12 protein-coding genes are annotated in these 15,016 nt (G+C 59.3%); 3 read left to right on the top strand and 9 right to left on the bottom strand.

Annotated features, from left to right (window positions below; all coding sequences use genetic code 11):
- Positions 1-68: 68 nt before the first annotated feature.
- On the top strand, positions 69-548 hold the full coding sequence (locus ACFSR7_RS13965; RefSeq protein ID WP_378162461.1) for a copper amine oxidase N-terminal domain-containing protein: 480 nt from the start codon (positions 69-71) through the stop codon (positions 546-548).
- A gap of 187 nt (positions 549-735) precedes the next feature.
- A complete protein-coding gene (locus tag ACFSR7_RS13960; RefSeq protein WP_378162459.1) occupies positions 736-1,143 on the top strand; it encodes a hypothetical protein in 408 nt (135 codons plus the stop codon).
- 90 nt (positions 1,144-1,233) lie between these two features.
- Here ACFSR7_RS13960 and ACFSR7_RS13955 read toward each other — a convergent pair whose 3' ends face one another.
- Both ACFSR7_RS13955 and ACFSR7_RS13950 read right to left on the bottom strand, forming a co-directional pair.
- Positions 1,234-2,664, bottom strand: coding sequence for a WG repeat-containing protein (locus ACFSR7_RS13955; RefSeq protein WP_378162457.1), 1,431 nt, complete (start codon positions 2,662-2,664; stop codon positions 1,234-1,236).
- A gap of 62 nt (positions 2,665-2,726) precedes the next feature.
- Complete coding sequence (locus tag ACFSR7_RS13950; RefSeq protein ID WP_378162455.1) at positions 2,727-3,758, bottom strand: sulfate ABC transporter substrate-binding protein; 1,032 nt, start codon at positions 3,756-3,758, stop codon at positions 2,727-2,729.
- A 425-nt stretch (positions 3,759-4,183) separates the two neighbouring features.
- Between ACFSR7_RS13950 and ACFSR7_RS13945 the strand changes: the two genes are divergently transcribed.
- Complete coding sequence (locus ACFSR7_RS13945) at positions 4,184-5,260, top strand: sulfate ABC transporter substrate-binding protein (RefSeq protein WP_378162454.1); 1,077 nt, start codon at positions 4,184-4,186, stop codon at positions 5,258-5,260.
- Between the two features lie 123 nt (positions 5,261-5,383).
- Here the strand turns inward: ACFSR7_RS13945 and ACFSR7_RS13940 are convergent, their stop codons facing one another.
- From ACFSR7_RS13940 to ACFSR7_RS13910, 7 genes are all read right to left on the bottom strand, one after another.
- Positions 5,384-5,860 (bottom strand): hypothetical protein, encoded by a 477-nt coding sequence (locus ACFSR7_RS13940; protein WP_378162452.1) that lies wholly within the window; start codon positions 5,858-5,860, stop codon positions 5,384-5,386.
- 33 nt (positions 5,861-5,893) lie between these two features.
- Positions 5,894-6,385, bottom strand: a complete 492-nt coding sequence (infC, locus tag ACFSR7_RS13935) for a translation initiation factor IF-3 (RefSeq protein WP_378162451.1) — start codon at positions 6,383-6,385, stop codon at positions 5,894-5,896.
- A 35-nt stretch (positions 6,386-6,420) separates the two neighbouring features.
- Positions 6,421-7,545 (bottom strand): acyl-CoA dehydrogenase family protein, encoded by a 1,125-nt coding sequence (locus ACFSR7_RS13930; RefSeq protein ID WP_378162450.1) that lies wholly within the window; start codon positions 7,543-7,545, stop codon positions 6,421-6,423.
- A 194-nt stretch (positions 7,546-7,739) separates the two neighbouring features.
- Complete coding sequence (locus tag ACFSR7_RS13925; protein ID WP_378162448.1) at positions 7,740-9,761, bottom strand: ATP-binding protein; 2,022 nt, start codon at positions 9,759-9,761, stop codon at positions 7,740-7,742.
- Between the two features lie 207 nt (positions 9,762-9,968).
- Complete coding sequence (locus ACFSR7_RS13920) at positions 9,969-11,210, bottom strand: DUF445 domain-containing protein (RefSeq protein ID WP_378162446.1); 1,242 nt, start codon at positions 11,208-11,210, stop codon at positions 9,969-9,971.
- Positions 11,211-11,322: 112 nt separating this feature from the next.
- Complete coding sequence (locus ACFSR7_RS13915; protein WP_378162444.1) at positions 11,323-13,215, bottom strand: LTA synthase family protein; 1,893 nt, start codon at positions 13,213-13,215, stop codon at positions 11,323-11,325.
- Positions 13,216-13,675: 460 nt separating this feature from the next.
- Complete coding sequence (locus ACFSR7_RS13910; protein WP_378162442.1) at positions 13,676-14,995, bottom strand: ABC transporter substrate-binding protein; 1,320 nt, start codon at positions 14,993-14,995, stop codon at positions 13,676-13,678.
- Positions 14,996-15,016: the final 21 nt, after the last annotated feature.

Here is a 15,016-nt window from a genome sequence, read left to right as displayed (position 1 = left end):
AAAATTCATGAAATATTCGCCACTAACACTGGCGTACTACATATCATCCTACTAAGGAGTGATTTTTCATGAAACAGCCCATGAAGAAGACCGCCGCATTGCTGCTTGGCGCCGCCATCGCATTGTCCGCCACAGGTGCCGCCGCTTACGCGGAGGATACTGCGCCAATGCCTTCGAAGCTGTGGTTCCAGGTCGGCAACTACAACATCGGGATTGACGACAGCGTGGAGAAGCTCGACACGACGCCATATATCGAGAACGGCGTGACGTTCGTGCCGTTCGCGGTCATCGCCGCGAAGTCCGGCGCCCGCATTAACTACAACGGCAAGAAGACGATCTACATGAAAAAGAGCAACAACAAGGATACGTACACGTTCACGATCGGCTCCGACAAGTACGTGTTCAACGGCGAAGAAAAGACGCTGAACGCCAAGCTAACCGTCAAAAACGGCCGCGTCGTCGTCCCGCTTCGCGACATCGGCACGCTGCTGGGCTGGAAGGTCGCATCGTACGATAACGAGAAGAAAATCGTGCAGATGACGATGTAAAATGTAAATCTTATTCAATGTGAGTATCGTAAACTACAGGCACCCCCATGGGTGCCTGTTTGTCATGGACGCCAAGTGCAAAAAGATTGCTCCATGTTGATTGGTTCTAACAGAATAGGCGCTGCTCATAGGCTCAAACAAGCATCTTGCGTCTGTTATTTTACGGTAAAGGAAAGCGGGTGTCTGCATGACGACCGAGACGACAAGCCAAGCGCTTTGTTTGCGCCTTGAGGAGACTATCCGGCAAGCCGCAAAATATCAGGAAGAGGCGATCGCCGGCTTCGTTCGGGCAGCCGCCCTGCATCTGCAAATTTGCACATGCTCGATTGCAGACGTCCACAACGGCGCAGGAAAGCCGCCGAGCGCCAAGCCGCTCGCCGATGCGGCGGCGGCCGCAGCTGAACGCGCCCGGAAGCTGGACGAGCTGCAGCGGCTCGCACGGGAGATCGCGCACGATCTGAACGTCTCGCGGCCGCCGTCCTCCCCCCGGCAGACTTCCGCAGCGAGCGAAGCGGCTGTTTCGAATGCTCGATTGACCAACCCGGAAAAAGCGGCTCCGGCCTGGTTCGCATCGCCGAACATGCGAAAAAAGTGACAGCACTGCTCACTCGATTACGAGTCGTCAAAAATAAAGAAGTCTCGTCCCGCGAATCGAATTCGCCCGGGACGAGACTTCTTTTAAACTTTATTTGGCTGCAGCATCTTCCGCTTCCACAGGCGCGACGTAAGCCTTTTTCGCCACGAACACGCCCTTCGCGTTGATCAAGCCTTCCCAATCGCCCTTGATCGCGTGCGCCAATCCGTCCTTGAACGCATCCGCCTGGTCGAACGCCGGCTCGATGACGACCTCACCCTTTTTGTTGATATACCCGTACTTGCCGTCCTGCGCAAACGCCGCCAGGCCTTCGCTGAAGTCGCCGACCTCGTCGTAGTCCGCCTCGAATGCCGTCTTGCCGGTCTTGTCGATGAATTGAACGATGCCGTCTTTAACGACCGCTGCAAGTCCGTTGCTGAAGGAGTAGCCTTCCTCATACTGCGCAGGGATCGCCCATTCGCCCTTCGCGTTCAGGTAACCGAATACGCCAGTCGATTGCTCGACGCCGTCGGCTTCGGTGCTCACGAGCGTAGATACGAGCGCCAGACCGTCCTTGAAGTCCGATACGGACTGATACTTCGTGGGAATGACGAGCTTGCCCGTCTTGTCGATAAAGCCGTAGTTGCCGTCGATCTGCACGGCCGCGAGACCGCCGCTGAAGTAGAAGGCGTCTTCGTACTGGGCGGGAATGACGAGCTTGCCCGTCTTGTCGATGTAGCCGAAGTTCTCGCCGCTGCGTACCGCCGCCAACCCTTCGGAGAAGTCGAACAGTTCGTCGTAAGCCGGGCTCAGCACGACTTTGCCGGACTTGTCGATGTAGCTCTGCGTCCCGTCCTTCGACGTAACGAGCGCCAGGCCATCGGAGAAGTCGTACGCGCTGCTGTATTGCACCGGAATCGCGATCTTGCCGCCGCGATCCTCGTAGCCGAACGCGTCGCCCTGCTGCAGCAGCGACAGTCCGCCGCTGAACGCGCTCGCCGTGCCGTACGTCGCGCCGATGACGGACTCGCCGTAGACGTTGACGAACGAGGTGTATCCATCCTTGGTGAAAGGATGCAATTGCGTGTTCACCTCGTAGGCGCCGGCCGCAGCGTTCCACGAGAGCGAAGCGCCCAGCGACTCGGCGACGAAGCGCAGCGGCACATAAGGCACGCCTCCGATGAGGATCGGCGCCGCGACGAGCGTGCTTTTCACGCCGTTCACCTTTGCCGTCTTCGATTCGGGCTGCAAAATGATCAGGCGAGTGCCCTTTTTAATCGAGATCGTGTTCGTCTTGGCGTCGTACTTGCCGGCTGCGCCTAGTGCGGCAGAGACGCCCGCAAGCGGGCCGTACGTCGCGCCGTTTTTCGTGACGGGCGCCCAGAGGGATTGCTGGCTCGTGCCGTCCACCGACACATAAGGCTTCGCGGCAGGCGCCGCGTAGGCGCCCGGAGCTGCGGCGAAGGCGAGCGCTTGCGCGCCGATGGCGAAGGCGAGCGCGGTTTTGGCGATACGTTGTTGGATGCTGCGGCTATGGAACATCTCGGTTACCCCTTCATATTGGAAGATGACTGCATGTTGAGCGTGAACGCTGTCGCACCGGCTTATTTTTTCAAATAAATCTGGTCGAAAGTGCCGCCGTCGGCAAAGTGCGTCTTCTGCGCCTTATCCCAACCGCCGAAGTCCTTGATCGTGACGAGGTTGAGCTTCGGGAACTGCTTGGAATACTCGAGCGCGACCTTCGGGTTGATCGGACGGTAAAAGTTGCGTGCCGCGACGCGCTGGCCTTCCTCCGTGTACAGGTAGTCCAGGTAGGCGGTGGCGACTTGACGCGTATCGTGCTTTTGCACGTTTTTCGTGACGACGGCTACGGTCGGCTCGGCGAGAATGCTGAGCGACGGCGTGACGATCTCGAACTTGTCGCCATACTCCTTTTTCGCGAGATAAGCTTCGTTCTCCCAGGCGAGCAGCACATCGCCGATGCCCTTCTCTACAAACGTCGTCGTGGAGCCGCGGGCGCCGGTATCGAGAACAGGCACGTGCGTGTAAAGATCCTTGACGAACGCCTTGGCTTTGTCGTCGCTGTTATTGTTGTGCTTGAGCGCGTAAGCCCAGGCAGCCAGGTAGTTCCAGCGAGCGCCGCCGGACGTCTTCGGATTCGGCGTGATGACCTTGACGTCGTTTTTCACGAGATCGTCCCAATCCTTGATACCCTTCGGATTGCCCTTGCGTACGAGGAAGACGATCGTCGACTTGTAGGGCGCGCTGTTGTTGGCCAGTCGGCTCTGCCAGCCCTTGCTGATCAGGCCCTTCTGTTCGATCGCCGTGACGTCGTATTCCAGCGCCAGCGTGACGACATCGGCTTCGAGGCCGTCGATGACGGAGCGGGCCTGCGCGCTGGAGCCGCCGTGAGATTGCTTGACGGTAACGGTCTGCCCGGTTTTCTTCTTCCAATACTTGGCGAACACCGCATTGTAATCCACGTACAGCTCCCGCGTCGGATCATAGGATACGTTCAACAGCGTGATGCTTTTCTTTTCATTCTTTTTCGATACCGCCGCGAACGCGCTGGAAGTCGTCAGCGCGAACGCCAGAATCACGAACATGGCGATTTGCAGGCTTCTTTTCATCTTCATTTTGCATTCTCCCTTTGTCCCCATTTGGTTTTTTTATCGGAAAACAAAGAGGCCGCGATCCGCTTCTCCGCACGCAGAAGATGAACGACGCTAAGTCGCGTCCGTTCGTCCTCATGTCCCTTCGATCGGCGATGCGGCAGGTTGGAGGGCCAACCGCGATGAATCGAAGGACGCAGCCTTGCGCCCCGTTCGGCGCTGGTCGGTCTGCGGCGGAGAAATGCATATCGGGCCTCCGGTCGTCCGGTAGGTGAATCCATTTCCTGGAACGATCATACAATTCATTAATCCAACCTGTCAACTAGGTTTTATAAACTTTATTTTACAATTTTCTATTGACACTTTTCAGCTGCAGTTGCTACAATCGCTCCGTTAAACCTATTTTTCCAATTGGAATTAACATTTGGGCTTGAAGGGGCGTCATACCGATGATGAAAAGAAAAAGAAGGCTTCCCATCTTGTCTGCCGCGCTGCTGATCTCGTCCGCATTGGCCTTGTCCGCTTGCGCTTCGGGGGACGGCCAGCCGATGGACGCCGCTGCGGACGCATCGCCTTCCGCTAGCTCGGACTACAGCAAGGCGCTCACGCTGAACGGCGTTTCGCCGGACGGAACGGAGTCGCTGTTCGCCGCGTTAAACGCCGCGTTCTCCGCCGACTGGAAGACGAAGACCGGGCAGGACGTCTCGGTCAAGCAGACGACGGGCCCATCCTCCGCAGAAAAGGACGCTGTCAACGACGGCACGCAGAAGGCCGACTTCGCGGTGCTCGGCGTCGGCACCGATATCGACGCGATCCAGGCCGCGGGCCTGGTCGAGGAGGGCTGGCAGCAGCGCTATGACTACAACAGCTCTCCCTTCTATACGACCGTAGCGTTCGTCGTCCGTACGGGCAATCCGAAGGGCATCAAAACGTGGGACGACATCGCCGGAGCGGGTGTTAAGCTCGTGACGGCAAACCCCAAGACGTACAGCGATGCCAGGTGGACCTATACGGGGGCGTGGGCGTATGTCTTCGACCAAGCGGGCGATGAGGAAGCTGCCAAGACTTTTGTCAAAAGCGTGTACGCGAACGCCGGCGCGCCGGATGCCGACGAAGCGGCCGCGCAGGCGCGTTTTCTGGGCGGGGAAGGCGATGTCTGGCTCACGACCGAGGCACGGGCGCTCGCGCTGGCCGCCGGCGAAGCGAAGGGCAAGATCGACGTCGTCGTGCCGCCCGTAACGCTCGCCGTCGAGCCGATCGTGTCCGTCATCGACAAAAACGCGACGGAAGCGGGCACGCGCGAAGCGGCCAACGGCTACGCGGACTTTCTGTTTACCGAGCCGGCGCAGCAGATCGCCGCGGAGCATTACTACCGTCCGCGCTTCGCGTCCATCGCCGAGCAGTTCGCGACGCAGTTCCCGGAAACAACCGTGCTCACGGTCGACGACAACCTCTCGGGCTGGGAAGATCTCAACAGCACGCAATTCGCCGACGGCGGCTTGTTCGAGCAGCTGACGGGGAAATAAGCGAGCGGCACGCAGGGTGCTAGAATGCTCAAGTATGTGGGTAACTTACGAACATCGCATGCCCCGGCCGCGCAAAGCGAACAACGCTCCTCGAGGAGGAGCGTTGTTCGTTGTTTTATGCCGTTAGCTGGAAGCTGAGAGGGGAATTATGTGGCATCGCCTGCTGTAGAGCGGCGATCGGCCAATCTGCACGCGGTCGAGCGCCATCGCCTGCTGTAGAGCAGGCGATGGTCCAATCTGCACGCGGTCGAGCGCCATCGCCTGCTGTAGAGCAGGCGATGGTCCAATCTGCGCGCGGTCGAGCGCCATCGCCTGCTGTAGAGCAGGCGACCGTCCAATTTGCACGTGGTCGATCGCCATCGCCTGCTGTAGAGCAGGCGTTCGTCCAATTTGCACGTGGTCGAGCGCCATCGCCTGCTGTAGAGCAGGCGTTCGTCCAATCTGCGCGCGGTCGAGCGCCATCGCCTGCTGAAGAGCAGGCGATCGTCCAATCTGCACGTGGTCGAGCGCCATCGCCTGCTGTAGAGCAGGCGTTCGTCCGATTTGCGCGCGGTCGAGCGTCCTCGCCTCTCCTTGTGCAGGCGATCTCCCCTCGCCCACCAGACCCCAGCCGCTCCGCGGACACTCCGTCGCTCAGACCGGATTCACCTTCACAGCGGCCTGCTTGCCGCTGACTTGGATCCCGGTCTCGCGTGAGCCGAGCGGCGCGAGCTCCTTCAGCATTCGCTCGATGAGCGCCTTGGCGCGCTCGCCTTCTTTGGCGCCTGCCAGCTTGACCGTGAGCTGCACGGCGTGCCCCGAGGTCAGCAGCTTCTCGGCCTGGCGCAGTTTGGTCTCGTAGTCGTGCTCCTCGATCTGAGCGGTCAGACGCAATTCCTTGGTCTTGACCGCGCCACCCTGAATGCGCTCCGCCTTCTTTTCCTGCGCGGCCGTCTGCTTGGCGGCGCCCCGGGCGGCCAGCTTGCACGGCGGCGGGCTGCTGAGCAGCGAAGTGCAGACCAGATCTGCCTTCGCCTCTCTCGCCATCGCGAGCGCCTCCTCCCGTCCGACGATGCCCAGATCCTCTCCGTGCAGTCCCGTCAGCGCTACCTCGGAGGCTTTTATTTTCTCGTTCATCAGCAGCATGCTGCTTCTCGCCCCTTCCCGCCTACACTTATCTATTAAAGATTCAATACGCCGTGCTGCGCAGCCGTATGCAGGTCGCGCCACACGCGATTGACCGCTTCCCGCTGCATCAGCGCGGTCATGCCCAGCATCGGCCATATTTCATGCGCAGCTGCAATGGCCAAGCGGGCCGCTTCGACACAAGCTTCGCCGACCCGTTGTACCGCTTCATCCGGCAACACGTGCGTATCGGCGAACGTCCGCCAGGACGATTCGGCTTCCCCATAAAAACGATCGGCAGCAGCGGCAAGCAACCGCCTCTGACCCGCGATCGCATCCGACACCCGTCCATGTCTGCCTGCATAGGCACGGTCCCACTCGACTCGTTTCGCATCTGCGAGCGCGACGGCTTCATCGAGAAAACGCCGTCCCAGTCCAAGAACGACCGCCGCAAACGAAACCTGTGCGAACGGCAAAAACGGATAGCGGTAAATCGGATCGTCATACCGCGGCTCGGACGCGATATCGAAGGTCTGCGCATCCGGCACGAATGCGTCCGGGACGCGAATCGTATGGCTTTCCGTCGCCTGGAGCCCCATCGCGTTCCAGTCCCGGACGATCTCCACCTGCTCGGGCAGAAAGGCGAACGATCGGATCTCGGGTGCACGCGGAGAACCGACACCGACAGCTGCATCGTTCTCATCGCCTAAGCGCTCAGCACTCCCGCTCCGTTCCACGATGCAATTCGCAGTATAGAAGCTGGCATACCCTGCTCCGCTGCAATATTTCCAGCTGCCGTTCACGTGGTAGCCGCCCGGCACCACCTTGGCGACGCCCGTCGGATGGCCGCTGCCGGCAATAACTGCGCGTCGGTCCTCGAACAACGCCCCCGCGGTCTCCTCCGGCAGCGTCGCCGCGAAAAAGCCGCCGCCCGAGCCTATGGTCACGAGCCAGCCGAAGCTGCCGTCCGCGTAAGCCGCCTGCTCGAAAATACGCGCGGCGTCCGGCAGCGGCGTCATACGCCCGTCAAGCTCCTCCGGTACGAACAGCTTGAACAGCCGTTCCTCGTAGATCCGCTCCAGAATGTCCGGCGGCAATCGGCCGTCCCGTTCAATTACAGCCGCCGCTTCCCCGACTTGCGCCAGCAGCGCTTCCGAAATGCCCTTGCCCGTTTCCCCCATGATTGCACGCCCCCCCATTCGCTGTTGCCTCTAAAGTCCTTGTCTCTCTCGCCTTCAACCGTCTTCGTGCACCATTCTTATGCACGATCCCGTCGTCGCACCCCGGCATGATCGCCTACAACCGCCTTCGTGCACTATCCTTGTGCACGATCGGTCCCGGCGCAACGCTACGCCACGACTGCTCCGAGCTTCCCTCACGTCTTCCCCTTCGCCCGTCCCTCGCGTATGCGAACGCCGATCTCGCGGACGAGCTCGTTTACGTTCACCGGCTTGGTCATATAGCCGTCCGCTCCCGCGCTCAGGCATTCGTCGCCGTCCTCCGCGAACGCCTTCGCCGTGAGGGCGATGATCGGCAGCTCCTTGCGTCCGGGCATCGCCCGAATTCTGCCGATCGCTTCCAGGCCGCTCATGCCGGGCATCATGATGTCCATGAGCACGAGGTCAATGGTCGCGTTCCCGGACAGCAGACCCAGCGCTTCGCCTCCGGAGGAGGCGGTCACGACGCCGAAGCCCTTCGCCGCCAGCGCAACCCGCAGCGAATAGACGTTGTGCTCGTCGTCGTCCACAAGCAGCAGACGATGCGCCGCCGGCACGCCGGACGCCGAACTGCCCGCTCCAAGCCGCCCCTGTCTTAATCCTGCCTCTGGTCCCCGCCCTCGTCCCTGTCCCTGCTCCTGTCCATATCCCGGCCCCTGCAACGACGGCGCCTCCATGGACGCGGCCTGCTCCATCGCGGCCGAGTCCCGCCCCGACGGCGCCATCGTATCCGCCGCCGAGGTGACCAGCGCCGGCCATGGCAGGAGCAGCATGAACCGGCTGCCGCGTCCCAGCTCGCTCTCGAGCCGGATATCGCCGCCCAGCAGCATCGCGAATTGCTTGGCGATGGACAGGCCGAGCCCCGTCCCGCCGTACGCGCGGCTGATCGAGCCGTCTGCCTGGAAGAAGGCGTCGAATATGGCATCTTGCTTGTTTGCCGCAATGCCGATGCCGGTATCCTCGACCTCGAAGGCCAAGCCGCCTTCCGCCAGCAATCCGCCCTCGGGCACGCGCGATACGACGAAACGCACATGGCCCTCTTGCGTGAACTTCAAAGCGTTGGACAGCAAATTGTTGATAATTTGCTTCAGCCGCTGCTCGTCCGTATGCAAATATTCGGGTACGTCCGGCTCGCTGCACAGCGTAAAAGACAACCGCTTGCGCGCCGCGATGGGCCGGAACAGCTCGTCCATATGGCCCAGAAGCTCGCGCACGCTGAACACCGAGCGGTCGAGCTCGAGCCGGCCCGCCTCGATTTTCGACAAGTCCAGCACGTCGTTGATAAGACCAAGCAGCTCCTTGCCGGAGTGATGGATGATGCGGGCATAGCCGACCTCCTCTTCGCTGAGCCGGTCGTCGATGTTCTCCTCAAGCAGCTGCGCCAGCACAAGCACCGAATTAAGCGGCGTTCGCAGCTCATGGGACATATTGGCGAGAAATTCGGACTTATAACGGGAAGCCGACTGGACCTGGGCATACATCGTATCCAGCTCCTGCTTCGCCTGCTCGAGCGAGCGTCCCTTTTCCTCCGAGATACGGTACTGCTTTTCCAGGCGCGCCGTATAGATCTTCAGCTTGTGCGACCGCTTGTCCTCCGTCATGAATTCCCGCAGGATGAACATGAAGGCAAAGCTTAAAAACAGGCTGACGAGAAAGGTACCAGGCGCGATATCCACGAGATAGTGCCTGCGCGGGATGATGCCGAACAGCGCGATAAACAGCACGTTGCCCATGTTGACGGAAATGATGATCGTGACCATCTTGCGAAGCTCCGGCCAGCGCCTGCGGCGCGACAGCCACAGGATAAAGAGGACGAGCAAGCTCATCGCGACGACGTTCAGACAGCCGACTAGCGCCGCCTGGTTTAAGCCGAAGGACAACCGCGCGAGGCCGATGCCGAGCCCGATCACCAGGATCGACAGCCGGTTCCGTACGAAAAGCGGCGCTACGATGACGGCCAGAAAGCGCATGTCGAACATGACCGTCTCCGAAAAATGGAACGCGAACCGGATCGTCGTCCATCCGCACACGATCGTGAGCATGATGAACAGCGTTTCTTTCCATGCAGGACTCCATTTATAGACGACATATTTATAAAGCAAGCTGGCCAGGTAGAGTAGCGTCAGCATCGTGCTGACGTTAATAAAAAAGGTTCGCAAAAATGCGCTGATATCGTTCACGGTGCACCGCCTCTTGGGGAGCTTGACTCCATTATAACAAATCGTCCCCCCCTGCACGCGGTCGAACGGTTGTTAGCCGGGGGCGCTGCGGCAATTATCGTCTCATGCATCACTCATGCATCCGCAAATAGGCGTGATCGCATGCGATCACGCCTACCGAAGCCGCCAGTGGGACGCTCTACAGGAACGGCACTGCCTTCAGCTGCCCTATGCGAGCAGATTAATGCCTTCCAACGCCAATCCGATGAGAAAACCGCAGACCGCGCCGTTAACGCGTATCCACTGCAGATCGCCGCCGATCTTGTCCTCCATCATCTCGATCAAGGCAGCGTTGTCCAGCTTGTCGATATTCTCCTTGACGAGCTTGCCGATCTTCCAATGATTGCGCTCGACGAAGCCTGTGATCCGCTCCTGCACCCACGTCTGGAACAGCTCGATTACCTGAGGATTCGCCCGGAGGCTGGCAAGCAGGCCGGAGAGGGCCGGAAGCACGTAATCGTCCTTGAATCGCTCCTCGCGCACGAAGTCCAGCGCCTTGTAGCGCAGCCCCTCCAGCCAGCCGGACAACTGCCGCTCGATCGCGCCGCCGTCCGCCAGCCGCGCCTTCCAGCCCTCGAGCTCGGCCAATACGGAAGGCGACTCCGGCAGATTGCGGATAGCGCCCCGCAGCGTCTCAAGCAGCATCTCGCGCAGCGGATGGTCCTCTCTCTGCTGCATCTCCGCCAACGTGCCGACGATTGCGTTCTGCAGCAGACCGCCGATCTTTTCTTCGTCCATGAAAGAGATGAACGCATTCACGGCAAAGCCCATCAGCCCGCCGACCTGCAGATTCTGCAGTGCCGCGGCGCCGATGATGCCGAGCTGCCGCCGCGTCTCTTCGCGGGAGGCGAGACCGCCCGCCTTGTCGATCAGGAAGGCCAGCGCCTTGTCTTCGTAGCCTCTCGCCAGCGCTTCTTCGCTGATCTTGCGCAGCAGGCCGGCCGTATCGAGCTCGCGCAGCTTCGATTCGAGCCCGCGGGCGAGCATCGGTACGATCCGGTCCATCGGCAGCCGCTCGAGCGCGAATTCGCTCACGCGAACGGCCACGGCGGCGGCGTCCTCGCGATGCGTCTCCAACAGATCGAGCAGCCGCTCTCCGATCTTGAACTCGGTTGTCTTGGTGACGATGCTCTCCTTGGTGAGCAGCTCCGTCTCGATCGCCTGAATGAGCGAGCGGACGACTTTGTCCCTGTTGCGCGGGAGCAGCGCCGTATGCGGGATCGGGATCCCGAGCGGATGGCGGAACAGGGCGGTAACGGCGAACCAGTCGGCAAGTCCGCCGACGAGCCCCGCCTCGAAGCCGCCGTGGAGCAGCGCGCCGCCCCAGCCGCCGACCGGGAACGTGGCCAGAAATCCCGCTCCCATGATGCCAAGAGATATGGCGGCCGTATGCTTAGCTTGTCCGGGCATGTTCGGTAGACTCCTTCGACTTCAATATTCTATGTCTATATGATACCCAAAAAGAGAACGGACGGGGAAGTACGGGTTTGGTCCCGTCTTCTCCGTCCGTCGATACGAATCGTCACTTCGATTCGGCGCCCGATACGGGACCGCCGTCTTGAGGCAGAGCAGGCAGCTGCTCGACGTAGCTGTCCGACATGTTCAGCAGGCGAAGCGCCGCGTTGTACTGTGCCTCCGTCGAACCGTCCGCGCTGATGCTGTTGTCCTTGACGTTGTAGTTGGTGCCGTCCTCGAATCCGACGCCCGGCAGGAACACCGAGGTGTCGTTGACGAACGAGCCGGTCGGCAGGAAGTGACGCATCGGCAGCAGGTTGCTCGTGCGGTTCAAGAGATCCTCGCCAAAGTGGATCTGATCCTTGGTGGACACGCCCAGCAGGTTGGCGACCGTCGGCAGGACGTCGATCTGACCGCCCGTCTGCTCGAGCGTCTTGGAGTACGTGACGCCCGGCGCGTGGACGATAAAAGGAATGTTGAACATATCCGTATAGCCGTACTCGCGGCCGAAAATGCCTTGCATCAGTCCCTTTTCCTTGTTGTCCAGCGAGTACAGCGGCAGGCCCTGGTGGTCGCCGTAGAAAACGATGACGCTGTCGTCCCACAGGCCGCTGGACTTCAGCTCCTCAAGAAATTGACCCATCGCATAGTCGGCATAGTTCTGAGCCAGAATGTAATTGCCGACAAGCGTGCCGTTGTACGCCTCGGGCAGCTTGATCTTGTCCTTGGCCTCGGGAATCTTGTACGGGTGATGCGCGCTCATCGAGATGACCATTGCGTAAAATGGCTTATCCTCCGCGTCCATCTTGGCGAGCTCCGGCACCGTCTTGGCGTACAGCACTTCGTCGGAAGCGCCGAACGCGATATGGTCGTCGTCGCCGTAGAACGCTTGATCGTAATACTTGTCGAACCCGATCGCCTTGTACAGCATCGAGCGGTTCCAGAAATCTACGCTATTCGTATGGAACGTCGCCGTGTTGTAGCCGTTGGACGACATCAGCCGCGGCAGGCTCGGCAGCGCCTTATCCATATAGTCCGAAGACGTGGCCGCTTCGTGATGCGGTACATAGAGCGACGTGTTGACGACGAACTCGGCGTCGGACGTCGTGCCCTGACCGACGTTGGTATAGAAGTTGTTGAAGTAGAAATCGCCGGCTGCAAGCTTGTTGATGTTAGGCGTAATCTCTTGACCGTCGATCGTAAGGCCGATCAGGAAGTTCTGGAACGATTCCATTTGAACGACGATCAGGTTCTTGCCCTTGGCCGCAGCCCAAAGTGCAGGATTCGAAGGCTGTTCTCCGCCCTTGAGCGCGTCGATCGACGGTTGATTGATCTCCTTCATGTCGATAACTTCTTCATGCACCGTGCTGTCCGCGAAAATCGTATAAACCTCGTAGTTGAGAATGCCCATGCCCTCTGCCTTTTTATTCTCGTTCATGCTGGCGTGGTTCGGCCAGATGTTGAAGATACAGAGCGCGGCCGATACGATGAACGTCGCAAGCAGCGCAGTGCGGTTCACCTTGCGCATGCCGATGTTCGTGAACCGGGCGATATACTTGGGCCGGACCATATAGAAAGCGAAAATGATGATGTCGATAAAGATCAGCAGGTAGTACGGATCCAGCAGCGAGTAGGTGCTCTCCCCGACCTTGGTCACCTTGTCGGCCTGCTCGAGCGCATGGTACGTGACGATAACGCCGTAGTATTTGTAATACATAAGAACGGCGAAGTAGAGCAAGGTAATCGACAGGTTGGCGATCATGTAATAGAGGACCTTGCGCTTGGACGCGAACCACTCGATCAGACAGAAAACGATCAAAATGAACGGAATCTCGGTCAGCACCGTCGCCCAGGACGGGCCGTCGTCGAAAATGACGAACCAAGCCAAAGCGCCCTTTAAGAGCAATATCATTGAAAACCATAGGATCGGCTTGGATTTAATTGCATTCCATAGTCGCATCTTCAGCACTCTCCCTCTTGCAGCATAGCCGTATTTTCAGACAGTATCCATGCGCGCACCTAGTGTATTTTTGTAATCGGTCTGTAAACAACGTTTCTAATTATGCCTCGAATGCGGCGGCATGTCAAAAGACATAAGCCGCGAAAAAAGCTTAAAATCCGGCTTCTTGAGCGTTCTTCCCGGCCAAATCGAGCCGAAATGCCCCCATTGAATGGGAATAAATTGAAAAGGTCCGAAATAAATAGGTCCTTCCCCTTACTTCTACTTAACATTACCCGTTCTTGCGCTTCCCTACCTTAAACGAAATAAGGATGGACATGGTTCCGTCCCCCTTCCTTAAATGTAGCTAAAATTGCATTTAAAGACGGGCATCGCACGCGAAAAGGCTTCACGGAAGGTTTCCCTCCCATGAAGCCCCGATCTTCGCAGACAACCTGTTTCTACTATAATAATAGAAGCTTTATTTGCTCACGATATCTTTGACGGCCTTGTCGAACTTGTCGAACAGCTGATCCTTGTTAATGGAGCCGCCTTGATACTCCTGCATCGCCGCGCCCCAGCCCTGGATGACGCCGTCCGGGTACCGGCCCCAGTTCCAGCCGCCGGCTTCCTTCGCCTGCTCGGATACGGCCGCGCCGAGCTGTCCGATATCCTCCTGCGTCGCGGGGATCGTGACGAGCGCGGGGATGAACTTGAACTCCTTGGTGATGTAGCTCTTGCCCGTCTCGGAGGTGACCATCCACGCCAGGAATTTCTTCGCTTCTTCGGCGTTTTTGGACTTGCTGTTGACGATCCAGAAATTCGCGGGGCCGGTATAAATGTGCGCCTTGCCGCTGTCGTCGATCGGGATCGGCAGCATGCCCAGGTTCAGCTTGGCGACCTTGTCGATATCGCCCTGGATCCAGTTGCCTTGCTGGATCATTGCGGCTTTGCCGCTGGCGAACGTGGCGACTTGGGTGGCGTAGTCGGTCGTCAGCTTATCCTTCTGGGAGTACTTGAAGACGAGGTCGACGTAGTTGATCCACTTCTCGAACACGGCGTTGCCTTTAAAGGAAGCGGTGCCCTTCTTGTTGTCGTCGATGAACTGGATCGGGTCCGGCTGCTCGGAGAGACCGACGTTAATCGTGTGATGGCCGATCGACCACCATTCGTTCGTCGTGGAGAACGGCGTGATGCCGGCATCCTGCAGCTTCTTGGCCACTGCCTCGAGCGCCGTCAGCGTCTTCGGCAGCTCGGTGATGCCTGCCTTGGCGAACAGGTCCTTGTTGTAGACGATGCCATATCCCTCGATATTCATCGGCATGCCCAGCAGCTTGCCGTCGACACGGGCCGGCGCCGCAGCGGAGTTGACGACGTCGCTTGCCCAGGATTCGCCCGACAGGTCCGTCGCGCGGTCGTAGTAGGGCTCAAGCGCCGCATAGCCTTCGGAGTTGAAAATCTCGGGCTCGGAGCCAGACGCGATCTCCGCCTTGAGCAGCGCATTGTAATCTTCGCCGCCGCCGTGCGTTTCCACGTCGACCTTGACGCCCGTCTCCTTCTCGTACTGCTCGGCCATTTTGTTCAGCGCGTCCGCGATCTCGACCTTGAACTGGAACACCTTGATTGTGACGTCCTTCTTGGGCGCGTCCGAGGATGCAGCGGCGGACGAGGCCGGTGCGGAAGACGCGTTGCTAGGCGCAGCGCTTGAAGAGGCCGGCGAAGCGTTGTTGTTGTTATTGCCGCAGCCTGCGGCGACCGTCAGGAGCGAGGCGATTAAAATGCCTGCGGAGATGCGTTTCATGTAATGACCTCCCATGTATTC

The sequence above is a fragment of the Cohnella sp. GCM10020058 genome (assembly GCF_042683485.1).
Taxonomy (GTDB): Bacteria; Bacillota; Bacilli; order Paenibacillales; family Paenibacillaceae; genus Cohnella.
The sequence above is the reverse complement of the archived record's forward strand: the minus strand, read 5'-3'. Positions and strand labels throughout refer to the sequence as shown.